We start from the raw sequence: 14,536 nt of genomic DNA, 5'->3' as shown, positions 1-14,536 counted from the left end.
ACAATTTCAATAAATAACATGAGAGCAGTTCATAATAAATGGATTTTGACACTATTGCTGGGTATTTTTCTATCCTGTAAGCATGAGGAATCAAAACCTAAATTAATGATTACAAATAGCGAGCAATCGATGTTCAATGATGCTATACGTGATTATTATTTTATTACCCTTGACAGTACTTCGCATTACATGCAACAGATGGATACTTTGAATTCTGTATCAAAAAATAAAGCGTTATTTCTTAAAAGTAGAGCATGGTATAAAAGAGTAGAGCCAATGCTTATAGCGTACGATTATGAGAATTATGTATCTATGAATGCACCTAACTTATTAAAAGTAGAAATAGATGACCATCAAGATATTAAAATTCAAGACCCAAAGAGTTTTCAAGTTTTAGAAGAGCTTTTATATGCTGAAGATGGTTTTTCTAATAAAGAATTGAACTCAGTATTGACATACTTAAAGGTTAGAATACCATTTGTAAAAAAGAATCATATTCTCATTGCACAGCGAGATAGACACCATTTAAAAATGATTCGAGATGCTATTGTAAATATCGCAACAAAAGGAATTACAGGTTTTGATTCGCCGATGCTTTCGAACTCTTTAAATGAAGCGGTTTATAATTATGAATCTATACAAAAGGTGTTAGATATTTATAAGGATGCCTTTTATAATATAGAATTGTACGAAGAATGGAGTAAGGAAATAGCTTCTGCCATTGCAGTATTGAAAAAAAGTGATTTTGATGAATTTGACCGTTATTCGTTTATAAAAGAACATACCAATCGTCAGCTAGACCTAGCTTTGAAAACTGCTCAAGATTGGGATGTTGAATTAAGCGATTCTCGCTCATTAAATCCAAATGCTACAAGTTTATTTGAAAAGAACTTTTTTAATATGAAAATGTTCTCGATGCAAAGAGCACCCGAAATTACAGAAGAAAGAATAGCATTAGGGCGTCAATTGTTTAACGACAAAGCTTTGTCTAGTACTGGTGCAATTAGTTGTGCTACCTGCCATATAAAAGAAAAAGCTTTTACCGATGGTCATACAAAAGCAGTGGGTAGTAACGGAAAAGAACTACAACGTAATTCACCTACGTTAACTTATGCGGTATATCAACGTTCATTGTTTTATGATGGTAGGGCAGATGGACTAGAAGATCAAATTGTAGGTGTTACCAATAATGAAAACGAATTTCATATCGATTTAGAACAACTGGAAGAAAAAATACAAGAACAACCAGTTTACAGAGTTCAATTTGATTCGCTTTACGATGGTAGAATAACCAATATGAATGCAAGAAATGCGATTGCAACTTATATTAGAAGTCTTTCTAGTTTCGATTCTAAATTTGACCGAAATATAAACGGATTAGAAGAATCGATGACCAACGAAGAAGTTAAAGGCTTTAATCTTTTTATGGGAAAAGCCGCATGTGCAACTTGCCATTTTCCACCTGCTTTCAATGGTACGGTACCTCCAAAATATATGGAGAGTGAATTTGAGAATCTTGGAGTGCCTAAGAACGCAAGTTTTGAGAATCCTGTTTTAGATGATGATTGGGGTCAATATTACCCATATGAAGTGGAGGAAAAGAAACATTTCTTTAAAACTTCAACAGTGAGAAATGTAGATTTAACAGGACCTTACATGCATAACGGTGTATATAAAACTTTAGAGGAAGTGGTAGAGTTTTATAATGTTGGTGGTGGATTAGGTATGGGCTTAGATGTACCGTATCAAACCTTGCCGTCAGATTCTTTAAACTTAACTGAAGTAGAATCGAAAGCCATAATCGCCTTTATGAAAACATTGACCGATCAACAATTTGAAAACCTGAATTAGAATTTTTCAAAGACTCCTAATCCGAATAGAGCAAAATCATATTTAACTGGATCCAATGGGTCCAGTTTTCTTAAGTTTTTATCTAATTCTGCAAGTGCTTTTGCATCATTTTGCTTCCGTTTTAAAAGTCCTAGTTTTCTGGCTACATTACCAGAATGAACATCTAAAGGGCAAGATAATTTGGAAGGATTAATATCTTTCCAGATGCCGAAATCTACATTGGTAGAAGCGTCTCTTACCATCCACCGTAAAAACATGTTTATTCTTTTTGCCGCAGAACCTTTTAATGGGTCAGATACATGCTTTGTTGTACGTTGCTCATATGGTAATTCAAAAAATATTTTCTTAAATTCTGAAATTGTGGGCTGTAAGCTTTCCTTGCCTTGATGTTTTGTAAAAACACCTTCTAAACCCTTATGGTTGTTGTAAATGTTTTTAAGACTCTGAATAAAATAGGTAAGATCAATGGAATTGAAAGTTCTATGAACGAAGCCAGCTAAATTTTCAAGATTTTCATCGGTATGGTTTAGAACAAAGTCATACGGACTTTGCCCCATTCTTTCCATAAGTTTATGTGAATTATTGATAATGCTTTTTCTGTTTCCCCAAGCTATGGTAGCGGTTAAAAAAGCACTTATTTCAATGTCTTCTTTTGTCGTAAAAAGATGTGGAATCTGTATAGGATCTGTTTCTAAGAATTCAGGATTATTATACTGAATAACCTTCTCATCTAAGAATACTTTTAACTCACTTTTTGTCATTCAATGGGTATATCTAAAATTTGCATTATCAATACAGGTACTATGAGTACCATGTTGTAGCAAGCATGCAGCGCCATTGACCAAACTAGTCCGAATTTAACACGTATAAATCCTAAAAGAAAACCAACCCCAATTTGTGGAGCTACCAATAATGGTGAAAACAGTAATACTTGCGTGCTCATTTCGAAATTGCTAATGTGCATAAATCCGAAAGCGATGGTAAATGAATAAAAGATTATTCTGAAATAGTTGGAATTTTTAAAAAATACTAGTGGTCCCCTAAATAACAGTTCTTCAAAAAATGGCGCAATCACTACAGCTAAAAAGAAAATTATAGCTATTGAATAGTTATCGAACAAATCGTCCATAGCATGTTTACCCATCTCTAGTTGAAGTACATTTTCTGCTAAACTTGCGACTATTAATAACACAATACTTGTGCATAAAGCTATAATCAGTAACTTAAAAAATGTTCTTAATTTGTTAGAGAATGAAGTTGTAATATCCTGTTCATAAACCGGATTCTTTGCAAATAATAAAAGTTCTTCTAGCATCTGTTTTCTCTTATGCTAAAATGATTTCTTTATCTACAATTTTACCATCTACCATAGTCAACTTTCTATCTGCCATTTCTGCCAGTTCGCTGTTGTGGGTTACGATAACAAATGTTTGTCCGAATTTTTCTCGTAATTCAAAAAATAACTTGTGAAGATTATCGGCACTTTCAGAATCTAAATTTCCACTAGGTTCATCGGCAAATATTATTGATGGGTTGTTTATTAAAGCTCGTGCTACTGCAACGCGTTGCTGTTCTCCGCCAGATAGCTCAGACGGCTTATGGTTATAGCGATGCGACAAACCTAAGAACTCTAATAACTCTTTTGCTCTAGCTTCTGCTTCTGCTTTAGGCGTTTTTTTTATGAATGCAGGTAAGCATACATTTTCAATAGCCGTAAATTCAGGAAGCAATTGATGAAATTGAAAGATGAAGCCAATATGTTCATTTCTGAATTTCGCTAAATCTTTATCATTCAGATTGGTAGTTTCAATGTTATTGATAAGTAGTGTACTACCCTTACGGTTCGATTGAACATCTAAAGTTCCAAGAATTTGTAATAATGTGGTCTTTCCTGCACCAGAGGCACCAACAATAGAAACGATTTCCCCCTTTTTTATATGAAGATCAACACCTTTAAGAACTTCTAATTCTCCGTAATATTTATGAATGTTAGAAGCTTTTATCATAAGAAAGATTGTGTTTAGGGTGATATTATGTTGAAATTCAAAATTAATGAAAAAGGAGCACGGTAAAAATAGTATTTCTCTTTTAGTTGCGTTTACTATTAATATGCAGCATTATATTTATGAAATATTTATGTTGGATGATAAAAGAAAATACTAAATTTGTTCAACTTAAATTTAATTAGGTTAAACACAAATATAATTTATGTCCCCATATAGAAATTTAGAAGAGTACAATCTTGAAATTACCGATGAAGTTAAAAGCAGGTATTCATCGATTATTGAAGAAATTGGCGAAGATGTAGAAAGGGAAGGTTTGGTTAAAACCCCAGAACGTGCAGCTAAAGCTATGTTATTTTTAACTCAAGGGTATCAACAAGATCCTGTAGAGATTTTAGAAGGGGCAATGTTCAAAGAAGATTATGATGATATGGTTATTATAAAGGATATTGAATTGTATTCTTTATGCGAACACCATATGTTACCATTTTTTGGTAAAGCACATATTGCATATATACCTAATGGTCAAATTGTTGGCTTAAGTAAAATACCTCGTGTAGTAGATGTTTTTGCTAGAAGACTACAGGTGCAAGAAAGGCTAACGCACGATATTCTAGAGTGCATCAATAATACTTTGAAACCTAAAGGTGTTGCGGTTGTAATTGAAGCATCGCACATGTGTATGATGATGCGTGGTGTACAGAAACAAAACTCGGTAACTACTACATCAGGGTTTAGAGGTCAGTTCGAAAAAATTGAGACAAGAAACGAGTTTTTGAAACTAATCAGCGCAAAACTTTCTTAAAAGGTCTTAAATCGACTTTTATAAATTTTTAATATTTGGCATCTTTGTTGCATTCTTAAGTTAGAATAACTAATTTTTCAATATGTCAATTTTTAAAGATAAAAAATATAAGCAGCTTTTTATGGGGTTGCTTTTTGATGGTATAGGTATGCTGTCTTTCGTAATACCTTTTGTAGGTGAATTTTCAGATATAGTTTGGGCGCCCCTTGCTGGTTGGCTCATGACCAGAATGTATAAAGGTAAGGTAGGGCAAGCTGCAGGTGCATTTACTTTCTTAGAAGAAATTATACCAGGGTTTGATATTATACCATCATTTACATTGATGTGGTTATATACTTATGTTTTCAAAGGAGCCAAAAAAGGACAAACAATAGAAGTTTAAATCTTACTTTTAATTTTATTAAATACCTTAACTTTAACTCAAATAACTTGAGTTTTGAAGAGAAGAAATTTTGTTGCAAAATCTAGTTTAGGTGGTCTAGCTGCCTTATTAGGTGTAGATATCGTTTATAAAAATTTAATGCCAGCTGGTTACACCCCTGTAGCCCTACAAGATTCAGATCCATTTAAATTATTTAATAAAGACAAGGGTATGGTCGTTTTAAACGATAAACCTTGGAATATTGAGGCTCAAGCCCATCTATTAGATGATAAGGTTACACCCAATAAATCTATTTTTATTCGTAATAACGGACTCATACCTGAAGAGATCGATGTTGAAAAATGGACGCTTACCATAGATGGCGAATCTGTTCAACAAGAAAAAACATATTCCCTTGCAGAGCTAAAATCCAAATTTAAACATCATACCTATCAATTAACACTTGAATGTGGTGGTAACGGTAGAAGCGAATTTGATCCACCTGCAAAGGGGAACCAATGGACTATTGGTGCGGTATACTGTGCCAGCTGGACAGGTGTTAGATTGCGCGATGTTTTAGAAGATGTAGGTATAAAAGACGATGCCGTATATTTTGGATATCATGCAGCCGATATTCATCTGAGTAGAGACCCAACAAAAGAACCGATATCTAGAGGTGCGCCTATGTCTAAGGCTATGCAAGATGAAACTATTTTAGCTTTTAAAATGAACGGAGAAGATATTCCGTTAGCTCATGGTTATCCGTTACGGGTTATTGCTGGTGGTTGGCCCGCTTCAGTTTCGGGAAAATGGTTACAACGCATCAGTATTAGAAATATAGTTCATGATGGTACAAAAATGACTGGTACAGCATATAGAGTCCCGTGCAAACCGGTTGCCCCTGGTGAGAAAGTTGCAGATGAAGATATGTGCATTATTGAATCTATGCCCGTTAAATCTTTAATTACATACCCAAAATCTGGTGCAACATTATCTAAAGGTAAAAAGTTGAACATTAGAGGGCACGCTTGGGCAGGTGAATTAGAAGTTGCCAAAATGGAATACTCTATAGATTTTGGTGCTACATGGAATACCTGTGTCATTGAAAAACCTGCGAACCGTTTAGCTTGGCAACATTTCTCTGCATCTATTTTATTTCCGCAAGAAGGATATTACGAGGTTTGGGCAAAAGCTACTGATGCTAATGGTGTTAGTCAGCCAATGCTATTACCTGGTTGGAACCCGAAAGGATATTTAAATAATGCTTGTCATAGAATAGCTGTAAAAATCGCATAGATGAAAGAGCAAAATCATGGCAAATTAAAACGCGATTTTAAAGGTCTGTATCGAAAGATACTATTAGCAAGTGTTGTTGTAGCTATTGGTGGTATTGCTTTGATATATTTTATGGTAGACCCAAGTCTATCTGTTTTTAAGGCTGACGAACCAGATACCGAAATAGTTGATATACCTGTTGAAGATGATTTTGATAAAATTGAAAACGGTATCCACTCAAGAACTGGTTTTATTGATGCGCCTGGCATGACTGAGACCATTCAGAATTGTACCAATTGTCACTCATCAAAACTTGTTATTCAGAATAGAATGAATGCAGAACGATGGAAAACGACTATAAAATGGATGCAAGAAACCCAGAATTTATGGGATTTAGGAGAGAATGAAGCTGTTATCATTAATTATCTAGTTACCAATTATCCTCCTAGAAAGAAGGGTAGAAGAGCGGTGTTAACTGATATAGAATGGTATCAATTGGAAGAGTAATATAATAAAAGAGCTTGATAAACTGCATGCAGTATCAAGCTCTTTATTTTTAGAAATATGATTATAGAGGTAGGCTAATACCTAAATTTATATTTCTTCCAATATTGGATATTCCATCAGTTTTAAGTCTCGATAAGTGTGATATATATTCTTTATCTAAGATGTTATTTGCACTAAGCTTAAACTCAATCGGCTGATTTGAAATAGTTACGGTGGCTCCAAATCCTAAATTTAAAAGGGAATAACCATCAGTTACAGTTTCAAAATCACTTACTTTATTCTGTGCGAAATAGGATTTTAGGGTTAGAAATCCGTATCCATTATTAAAGCTTTCACTAATTTTATTAAATTCGAATCGCAAAGTATTTGCCCAATTATTAGCAGGTATTAAAGGAAGATTTCCATTGCCCTTTAATTCTCCTGTCACCGTCGAGAAATTACTCTCCATATGTAACCAATCTAATGGGTGTGGATGGTAGTGTATACCTGCCTCACCACCATAGAGATTCGCATCTTGCTGTTGATACAGAAAAACGGCATCACCATCTAAGGTCATTCCATTCGGTTCTAAATAAATATAGTCTGAAATGGAATTGTAAAATGTGTTAACATAGAATTCAAAATGCTCATTTGAAAATTCAAAAGACAAATCGGTCTGAACATTTCTTTCGTTATTTAAATTGGCATTTCCTACTTCAAATCTATTAGTCCCTTCATGTGAACCGTTAGAAGTTAATTCAGCTAGGTTAGGGGCTCTAAAGCCAGAAGCAATATTTAAACGGGCAATAAGATTTTTTGAAACATCTAATTTATATCCAGCAGCAATATTAAAACTATTGAAACTTCTATCTACAGTTTCTACAAAGCCTTCTTCACCAACTATACCTGATGCTTCTGCTTCAATACTTCTTCTGTCAAAACGAGCACCAAGTTGAAAATCGTTTTTGTTTAAATGAATATGAGAAGTGGCTAATAGTCCGATATCATTTGTAGTAGCATCTGGTATTAATATTTCTTCACCGTAGTTACTGTTTTTTTGGTTCATACCCTGTAAGCCTATTATCGTCTCTACTACGCCTATTTTTGGCATATTATATTGTAGATTATAACTTAGGGTTTCAAGTTTCATATCTAGTGCAGCGCCTTCTTCTTCATGTTCTTCATCTGTGTGTTCCTCTTCACTCTCTTCAGGTTCTTCTTCGTGATGATGATCTTCGAATTCTTTTCTATCATTTCGTGTATATCCAATAATGGCTTGAAGACTAGAATTGTTAAAATACAAATTAGATTTAGAACTTATAATATGACTGGTGATGTCTTGAAATGGTTCAACTGCTTTGCGGCTAGTAGTTTGTTCGCCAATTTCTTCGGGTATACCTAATTCAGAATTGTTGTAATTGTAGCGTAATTCTGTCTTAAAATGCGATAATTGATACGCTAAACCTGTTTTTAAATCCTTTTCATTGAATCTGGAATTCGTAACTCTTTCATGATTACCAGTTTTGTAATCAACATGAGAACTACCACCTGCACGAAGTAAGAATTTTAGTTTTTCTGAAGATGCCTTAAATCCGGCATTGCCATTATAACCTCGAGTATTGGTAAAGTAATTTAAATTCACGTCACCTTCTATATCATTAGAATTCGCAAATTTTTCAGGATTTAAATATAATACCCCGCCAAGTGCATCTGAACCATATAATAAAGACGCAGGACCTTTTATAACCTCTACACTTTCTATACCTGCATCACTTATTCCTAAGCCATGTTCATCACCAAATTGTTGATTCTCTAAACGAATACCTTGGGTATACGTTAGTACTCTATTCGAGCTTAGACCACGTATAACAGGTTTTCCAATTCCAACGCCTGTTGATACACTTTCAACACCCGGAATATTAGTAATACCATCAGAGAGGTTGATTGCGCCGGTAGATTTTAAATCTTTAATGCTGGTTCTTTCAACCTTCATTACATTTTCACGTTGTAGTTTGTGAAACGGTGTAGATACAATAACCTCTTCCATCTCTATAGCACTTGGCGCTAGATCGAGAGATAGTTGGGTGTTGGTACTATTAACTTCAACAGTTTGTGAATAGGTTTGAAACCCTATGTATGATATTACTATTTTAAATTTACCTAAAGGCAAGTTATTAATTTCATAATAACCAGCAGCATTTGTAACCGTTCCTTTTTCTAACTGAGGAAAATAAATTGATACTTGTTCTAAGGGTGTTTGGTCATCTTGACTGTTAATAGTACCCTGTAATGTATTCTGTGCGAATGTAAATTGTGCAAACAATGCGAACAGCATCGTTATATAAATATTTTTCATATAAAATTGTATTAAGACTTTTAGACTTTACCTTGTTTGAAATGAAATCTTAACAGGTAGGTGGGCCTCTTAATACAAAATGAAGTTGCTGATATTTACTTAGAAAGTAGTAATTGTTTATAATAGCTTCTGTGATAGGAGCCAATGAAATAAGTTCTGGATAAACAAAATCTGGGTAAAATAATGAAGCTAACTGATAATGTTCGAAATCGCAATCGAACTCGACTGCATGAATATGTAATTCTTTAGAAACGCAATGAAACTCTTCATGCTCATTTAATGCATGCGAAATCTTAACAAAATATGGTCCCAATATGCCTACCAGTAAAAATACGGCAACCATTGGGTAAATTATGTTGTCTTTCACAAAACTCATAGCTGCAAATCTAATTAATACAGGTAGGTAAGGTGTTAAAGAATTATTAAATTAATTAAATAAGAATCCGAGTCCTAATCTTTTCAGCATCTTTTTTTCAAATGCCCAAAAGAATTTGAATTGCCCAAATAACCAGCCATATATTACCAATAGTATCTGATAAAAGGGAAAAATTATTAGAATTCGTAAAAGCCAATACATTGTTGTTCCCCACCATGCATCTGGAAAATTAGCTTGTTGTAAGCCAATTAAATTTAAAAAAGGTTTTGCCACAAAGACAGAAGATGATCCGGTAATGGAAAAAACAATAAAAATAATAGTTAATTGAAAATTGCTGGTAACGCCCCAACGCTCTTTTAATTTTTGCATGACATGTGTTGAATGCCGCAAATATACTTTTTAAATACGGGGTACAAAAGGACCTAAACGTTGATTATATTTTCTTTGAAAATAGATGAAGTAATTATAAAGTTTGTAGTTAACCTCATACCCATAATCTATTTGATTTGAGTAATCTATGCGCAATTCATATAAATTCGGGTCAAATCGAGATGGTTGCATAACCCTGTTATTCCATTCTAAAACCATAATGTAATTTCTATTTTTCAGAAAATTTTGAGAATAATAACCCTCGGGTTTGGCAATTGAACTTAGCCATGTATTGAAACCAGGCTCAATAATTATTATTTCATATGCTGTTTTGTCACTAGAAATAGTAATGGTATCGCCTTGTACTTGATTAAAAGCCTGTTCTTCATTATTCGAAATAGTTAACGTTTCTTTTGATGCTCCACAATTAAGTAGAAGTAAAGAAATGGTGCTTAAAATTAGTGCATCAAAAAAAGAGGTGTATTTTGTTTTCATGAAATATAAGATACAAAAAAACCCGCTTGCAGTTGCAAGCGGGTTATATAAATAGAATTTTAAAATCTTATTTACCGAAAAGACCTCCTAAAAGACCTCCAAGACCACCACTACTTTTACTACCACCCATTACCATGCCGGCAACGTCGTCTAGTATGCTACCATCACCATCTGCATCTAACAAAGAAGTAATTAAGCTTTGGTTTTCTTGTGGTTGTCCACCTAGCATGCTACCTAAAAGAGCATTCATACCGGTACCATCACTTACGTTACTTTGTGCAGTTTGCTTTCCAATCATTCCCATAACTATAGGAGCAGCCATTTTTAAAATAGAAGCTACTGAACTTGCATCGATACCAGATTTAGCGCTAAGGGCACTTTCCACTTGAGGTTGTTTGTCTCCAAATACATGACCCAAAATACCAGCACCGTCTGCCATTACACTATCATCAACACCGCCGCCAAAAAGACCGCCTAAGTTATCTAAGATACCACCATTATGATTACTAGATAATGCGCTCATTAAACCTTGAGCACCTTCTGGAGTAGATACATTTTTTTTCATTGCACCAAGAATAAGTGGCATAGCCATACTTAGTACATTTGCGGTTTTATCTGCTGGTTGGTTAGTTTGACCTGCAACTCCACTAATTAATTGTTGCCCCATTGGGCTATTTAATAAATCTAATAATCCTGCCATTGTAATAGTTAATTTAATGTTTACATTGTAAAGTACGAAAAAGAGGCCAGAATATTGCCTTTTAAGCACCTATTTTAACAGAGAAATGATTTGGTCAGCCAGTTCTAGTCCTATTCTTTCTTGAGCTTCTAGTGTAGCTGCACCAATATGAGGCGTTAACGATATGCTAGAATGCATCAATATTTTAACTTCTGGTGTTGGTTCAGATTCATAAACATCTAAACCAGCAAAGGCAACAGACCCGTTTTCTAACGCATTTATTAATGCAACTTCATCTAAAACACCACCTCTTGCAGCATTTACGATACCTACACCTTTTTTCATTTGTGCAAATTCTGACTCTCCCAAAACATAGTTATTCTGCCCTGGTATATGTAAAGAAATATAATCTGCCTGCTTTAGTAAGTCTTCTTTTGTTGTATTCTTTAAATTGAATGTTACTTTCTGACCGTCGAAAAACGAAAGTTCAATATCGGTTTGTTCTACTTCTGGGTCGCAATACACAACTTTCATACCTGCGCCAATCGCAAGTTTTGCCGTTGCTTGACCAATGTTACCGAAGCCGAATAGACCTAAAGTCTTACCTCTAAGCTCTGTACCTTTTGAATACGATTTTTTGAGACCTTTAAAGTTGCTGTCGCCCTCTAATGGCATATTTCTGTTTGCGTCATATAAAAAACGTGCTCCACCAAAAAGATGGGCAAATACTAATTCTGCCACAGATTCTGACGATGCAGCAGGCGTGTTTATAATATGAATGTCTTTAGATTTTGCATAATCAACATCAATATTATCCATGCCAACACCACCTCTGCCTATTAATTTTAGGGTAGGGCAGGCGTCTATTAAATCTTTTCTAACCTTAGTGGCACTGCGTACTAATAAGGCATCAATTTTATGTTCGTTTATATAATTCGCTAACTGTTCTTGTGCAACAGTTGTCGTTAAAACTTCAAATCCTGATTTCTCTAATGCGTCAATGCCGTTTTGAGAAATACCATCATTTGCTAATATCTTCATATGTTTTACTCGATTATCGAGATTTTAGTTCTCCGAGGTTTTCTTGTCCACTCCGTTCGGTTAGACCTCAAAAATTCACGTAGGCTCACTTAGAAATGCTTCGTGAGTTTATCTCGAATTATTTTATTGAAATTTAAATACTGATTGAAATATAAACTAATAAAGTAAATCGTTTGAATTGATTATCCTTTACGTTCCATTTCACTCATTACATCTACCAATACACCAACACTATCTAGAGAAAGTGCGTTGTACATGCTAGCTCTGTAGCCTCCAACAGAACGGTGACCGTTTAAACCATTAATACCAGCTTCTTTTAGCATGTTATCAAATGTTGTTTTTAAAACTTCATCTGTAATATTAAAGGTTGCATTCATTAACGATCTATCTTCAATATTTGCATAACCTTCGAAAACAGGATTTAAATCTATTTCAGAATATAACAATCTTGCTTTTTTCTCATTTACTTCTTCAATAGCAGCAATACCTCCAAGGTTTTTTAGCCATTCTAAGGTTAGCATAGAAGTGTATACCGCAAATACCGGTGGAGTATTGAACATACTATCTTTTGCAATATGAGTTTGATAGTTAAGCATAGAAGGGACTTTTCTAGAAACTTTTCCTAATATATCATCTTTGACAATTACTAAAGTGGTACCTGCAGGACCCATGTTTTTTTGTGCTCCGGCGTATATTAAATCGAACTGAGAAAAATCCATAGTTCTAGAAAAAATATCAGAACTCATATCACAAACTAAAGGACAATCAGTTTTCGGAAATTTCTTAAACTGCGTTCCGAATATGGTATTGTTAGAAGTAATATGTAGGTAATCTAAGCCAGAAGGTACTGTATAACCTTTTGGAATGTATTTAAAGTTTTCATCTTTAGATGATCCAACTTCAACAACTTCTCCAAATAATTTAGCTTCTTTAATTGCTTTATCGCTCCAAGTACCGGTATTTAAATAACCAGCTTTTGTTTCCAACAAATTATATGCAACCATTAAAAACTCTAAGCTCGCGCCACCTTGAAGAAAAAGGGCAGTATATCCTTTATCTTTTAAGTCAAGTAGTTCTAATGCCAATGATCTTGCGTTTTCCATTACGGCAACAAAATCTTTACTTCTGTGAGAAATCTCAATAAGAGAAAGCCCCGAACCGTTGAAGTCCATAACCGCTTCAGAAGCTTTTAACAATACTTCTTTTGGTAGTATACAAGGACCAGCGCTAAAATTATGTTTTTTCATTTTGTTTGTAATTTAAGGATGCAAATGTCAGGATTTTTTAAGAATTTTCAGTAAGGATGCCCATTTAATTCAAGGATGTTCTCAACAAGAAATCAACCGTATCTATACCATCTGCATAATCGTTCAATGAAGGCTTTTGTGTTTGCCCGAATAATATCTCGCCTTCTATGACGCCAGATGAGACTATGCATTGAATTTTATCTTCCTCGTTATGTAGATAGTTTTTTAATGCAGGAATATCTTCATAATACTCATAAAACAATGACGCAATTGGGGATCCAAAGCTTTTTTCTTCTTTTAAGATTAAGAATCCGTTATCTAATATTTTGAATTCGCTCATCAAATAAACTGCCTTATTATAATCATAATTGTTAGCATATTTATTATGATTTATAATATCGCTGTATGGAAACATAGCTTTGAAAAATGTATCAATATTATATTCTTTCGGAATATAGATTTTAGAGACACTTCTACACCCTAATCCAAAATACCTAAAAATATCTTCACTAAGTGCGGTTAATTCTTCAGTAGTCTCTTTGCCTGTTAAGACGGCTACCGAATTTCTGTTTTTACGAATTATATTAGGTTTTTTACCGAAATAAAATTCAAAGTATCTTGCAGTATTGTTGCTGCCAGTTGCTATTACGGCATCGTAGTTTTCAAGCTTTTCTTTAGTAAACGTAACCCTATCTTTGAAAAAAGGTTCGATTTCGATAAGATAATCAATAAGTAGAGGGATTAGTTTTTGGTCGTTACTCGATAATTTTACCAATGCTTTATTACCTGTAACCAACACGCATAGTAGGTCATGAAACCCTACTAGGGGAATATTACCCGCCATTATTAGTGCTACTGTTTTTTCTTCATTAGAATTAAGGTCATATGCATTTAACCAATTTTCTAAATTACTTTGGGTTAGTACATTTGACCATTCTTGAAAAGCATGAACAACATTTTCTTCTGAAAACCAACCATTATAATGTTGCGCCCTTACGGCTTCAGTTTTAAAACGCTCGATCCATTTGTCATTTAAGTGATCAGAAATGGTGTTTGAGGTGATTAATTCACAAAATGTACTTAGAAAATTTCCAAGTTTAACAAAAGCTTCTATACTAAGGGTGCTATGGGTCATTATATTTGTATACTAATTCGGTAGGAATTACCTTTGTGCAAAAATAAGCATGCCCGT

Annotated in this window: 16 protein-coding genes; 5 read left to right on the top strand and 11 right to left on the bottom strand. The window is 34.1% G+C overall.

Features of this window, described 5'->3' with window-relative positions:
• Nucleotides 1–105: 105 nt before the first annotated feature.
• The gene (locus QSV08_RS06530) at nucleotides 106–1,851 is read left to right on the top strand and encodes a cytochrome-c peroxidase (protein WP_324027601.1); all 1,746 of its coding nucleotides are present in this window, start codon (nucleotides 106–108) and stop codon (nucleotides 1,849–1,851) included.
• On the opposite strand, the gene QSV08_RS06525 is transcribed toward QSV08_RS06530, so the two are convergent.
• Genes QSV08_RS06525 through QSV08_RS06515 form a run of 3 tightly spaced genes read right to left on the bottom strand, consistent with a single transcriptional unit; the run spans nucleotide 1,848 to nucleotide 3,857 of the window.
• Nucleotides 1,848–2,612: a TIGR02757 family protein gene (locus QSV08_RS06525; protein ID WP_324027600.1), complete on the bottom strand. Its 765-nt coding sequence runs from the start codon at nucleotides 2,610–2,612 to the stop codon at nucleotides 1,848–1,850. The genes QSV08_RS06530 and QSV08_RS06525 overlap by 4 nt on opposite strands.
• Nucleotides 2,609–3,166, bottom strand: coding sequence for a CPBP family intramembrane glutamic endopeptidase (locus tag QSV08_RS06520; RefSeq protein ID WP_324027599.1), 558 nt, complete (start codon nucleotides 3,164–3,166; stop codon nucleotides 2,609–2,611). Before QSV08_RS06520 ends, QSV08_RS06525 begins: the two co-directional genes overlap by 4 nt.
• Before the next feature lie 10 nt (nucleotides 3,167–3,176).
• Nucleotides 3,177–3,857, bottom strand: a complete 681-nt coding sequence (locus QSV08_RS06515; RefSeq protein WP_324027598.1) for an ABC transporter ATP-binding protein — start codon at nucleotides 3,855–3,857, stop codon at nucleotides 3,177–3,179.
• 202 nt (nucleotides 3,858–4,059) lie between these two features.
• Here QSV08_RS06515 and folE point away from each other — a divergent pair, with 202 nt between their 5' ends.
• The 4 genes from folE (at nucleotide 4,060) to QSV08_RS06495 (ending at nucleotide 6,802) form a co-directional block, all read left to right on the top strand.
• Nucleotides 4,060–4,659, top strand: coding sequence for a GTP cyclohydrolase I FolE (gene folE / locus QSV08_RS06510; RefSeq protein WP_324027597.1), 600 nt, complete (start codon nucleotides 4,060–4,062; stop codon nucleotides 4,657–4,659).
• An 82-nt stretch (nucleotides 4,660–4,741) separates the two neighbouring features.
• Complete coding sequence (locus QSV08_RS06505; RefSeq protein ID WP_324027596.1) at nucleotides 4,742–5,041, top strand: hypothetical protein; 300 nt, start codon at nucleotides 4,742–4,744, stop codon at nucleotides 5,039–5,041.
• Nucleotides 5,042–5,095: 54 nt separating this feature from the next.
• On the top strand, nucleotides 5,096–6,316 hold the full coding sequence (locus QSV08_RS06500) for a sulfite oxidase (protein ID WP_324027595.1): 1,221 nt from the start codon (nucleotides 5,096–5,098) through the stop codon (nucleotides 6,314–6,316).
• Nucleotides 6,317–6,802, top strand: coding sequence for a monoheme cytochrome C (locus QSV08_RS06495; RefSeq protein ID WP_324027594.1), 486 nt, complete (start codon nucleotides 6,317–6,319; stop codon nucleotides 6,800–6,802).
• A 61-nt stretch (nucleotides 6,803–6,863) separates the two neighbouring features.
• On the opposite strand, the gene QSV08_RS06490 is transcribed toward QSV08_RS06495, so the two are convergent.
• The 8 genes from QSV08_RS06490 to QSV08_RS06455 all read right to left on the bottom strand — a co-directional run bounded on the left by QSV08_RS06490 (nucleotide 6,864) and on the right by QSV08_RS06455 (nucleotide 14,479).
• Complete coding sequence (locus QSV08_RS06490) at nucleotides 6,864–9,137, bottom strand: TonB-dependent receptor (protein WP_324027593.1); 2,274 nt, start codon at nucleotides 9,135–9,137, stop codon at nucleotides 6,864–6,866.
• 49 nt (nucleotides 9,138–9,186) lie between these two features.
• Nucleotides 9,187–9,513 carry a hypothetical protein gene (locus QSV08_RS06485; protein WP_324027592.1) on the bottom strand — a complete coding sequence of 109 codons (327 nt, stop codon included), beginning with the start codon at nucleotides 9,511–9,513 and terminating at the stop codon, nucleotides 9,187–9,189.
• A gap of 51 nt (nucleotides 9,514–9,564) precedes the next feature.
• A complete protein-coding gene (locus QSV08_RS06480; RefSeq protein WP_324027591.1) occupies nucleotides 9,565–9,882 on the bottom strand; it encodes a DUF6787 family protein in 318 nt (105 codons plus the stop codon).
• A gap of 30 nt (nucleotides 9,883–9,912) precedes the next feature.
• Nucleotides 9,913–10,377 (bottom strand): DUF6146 family protein, encoded by a 465-nt coding sequence (locus QSV08_RS06475; protein WP_324027590.1) that lies wholly within the window; start codon nucleotides 10,375–10,377, stop codon nucleotides 9,913–9,915.
• A 67-nt stretch (nucleotides 10,378–10,444) separates the two neighbouring features.
• Nucleotides 10,445–11,077, bottom strand: a complete 633-nt coding sequence (locus QSV08_RS06470; protein WP_324027589.1) for a DUF937 domain-containing protein — start codon at nucleotides 11,075–11,077, stop codon at nucleotides 10,445–10,447.
• A 69-nt stretch (nucleotides 11,078–11,146) separates the two neighbouring features.
• On the bottom strand, nucleotides 11,147–12,097 hold the full coding sequence (locus QSV08_RS06465) for a D-2-hydroxyacid dehydrogenase (protein WP_324027588.1): 951 nt from the start codon (nucleotides 12,095–12,097) through the stop codon (nucleotides 11,147–11,149).
• Nucleotides 12,098–12,279: 182 nt separating this feature from the next.
• Complete coding sequence (serC, locus tag QSV08_RS06460; protein WP_324027587.1) at nucleotides 12,280–13,344, bottom strand: 3-phosphoserine/phosphohydroxythreonine transaminase; 1,065 nt, start codon at nucleotides 13,342–13,344, stop codon at nucleotides 12,280–12,282.
• A gap of 64 nt (nucleotides 13,345–13,408) precedes the next feature.
• Nucleotides 13,409–14,479, bottom strand: a complete 1,071-nt coding sequence (locus tag QSV08_RS06455; protein ID WP_324027586.1) for an acyl-CoA reductase — start codon at nucleotides 14,477–14,479, stop codon at nucleotides 13,409–13,411.
• Nucleotides 14,480–14,536 lie beyond the last annotated feature (57 nt).

This window comes from Maribacter sp. BPC-D8 (assembly GCF_035207705.1).
GTDB lineage: Bacteria > Bacteroidota > Bacteroidia > Flavobacteriales > Flavobacteriaceae > Maribacter.
Note: the sequence above shows the minus strand (reverse complement) of the source record. Positions and strands in the feature narration are given on the sequence as shown.

Excerpts from the sequence above, each read along its gene's own strand:
- QSV08_RS06530 (WP_324027601.1), top strand. The coding sequence starts at position 106 with ATGATTACAAATAGCGAGCAATCGATGTTCAATGATGCTATACGTGAT.
- QSV08_RS06525 (WP_324027600.1), bottom strand. The coding sequence starts at position 2,612 with ATGACAAAAAGTGAGTTAAAAGTATTCTTAGATGAGAAGGTTATTCAG.
- QSV08_RS06520 (WP_324027599.1), bottom strand. The coding sequence starts at position 3,166 with ATGCTAGAAGAACTTTTATTATTTGCAAAGAATCCGGTTTATGAACAG.
- QSV08_RS06515 (WP_324027598.1), bottom strand. The coding sequence starts at position 3,857 with ATGATAAAAGCTTCTAACATTCATAAATATTACGGAGAATTAGAAGTT.
- folE (WP_324027597.1), top strand. The coding sequence starts at position 4,060 with ATGTCCCCATATAGAAATTTAGAAGAGTACAATCTTGAAATTACCGAT.
- QSV08_RS06505 (WP_324027596.1), top strand. The coding sequence starts at position 4,742 with ATGTCAATTTTTAAAGATAAAAAATATAAGCAGCTTTTTATGGGGTTG.
- QSV08_RS06495 (WP_324027594.1), top strand. The coding sequence starts at position 6,317 with ATGAAAGAGCAAAATCATGGCAAATTAAAACGCGATTTTAAAGGTCTG.
- QSV08_RS06490 (WP_324027593.1), bottom strand. The coding sequence starts at position 9,137 with ATGAAAAATATTTATATAACGATGCTGTTCGCATTGTTTGCACAATTT.
- QSV08_RS06485 (WP_324027592.1), bottom strand. The coding sequence starts at position 9,513 with ATGAGTTTTGTGAAAGACAACATAATTTACCCAATGGTTGCCGTATTT.
- QSV08_RS06480 (WP_324027591.1), bottom strand. The coding sequence starts at position 9,882 with ATGCAAAAATTAAAAGAGCGTTGGGGCGTTACCAGCAATTTTCAATTA.
- QSV08_RS06475 (WP_324027590.1), bottom strand. The coding sequence starts at position 10,377 with ATGAAAACAAAATACACCTCTTTTTTTGATGCACTAATTTTAAGCACC.
- QSV08_RS06470 (WP_324027589.1), bottom strand. The coding sequence starts at position 11,077 with ATGGCAGGATTATTAGATTTATTAAATAGCCCAATGGGGCAACAATTA.
- QSV08_RS06465 (WP_324027588.1), bottom strand. The coding sequence starts at position 12,097 with ATGAAGATATTAGCAAATGATGGTATTTCTCAAAACGGCATTGACGCA.
- serC (WP_324027587.1), bottom strand. The coding sequence starts at position 13,344 with ATGAAAAAACATAATTTTAGCGCTGGTCCTTGTATACTACCAAAAGAA.
- QSV08_RS06455 (WP_324027586.1), bottom strand. The coding sequence starts at position 14,479 with ATGACCCATAGCACCCTTAGTATAGAAGCTTTTGTTAAACTTGGAAAT.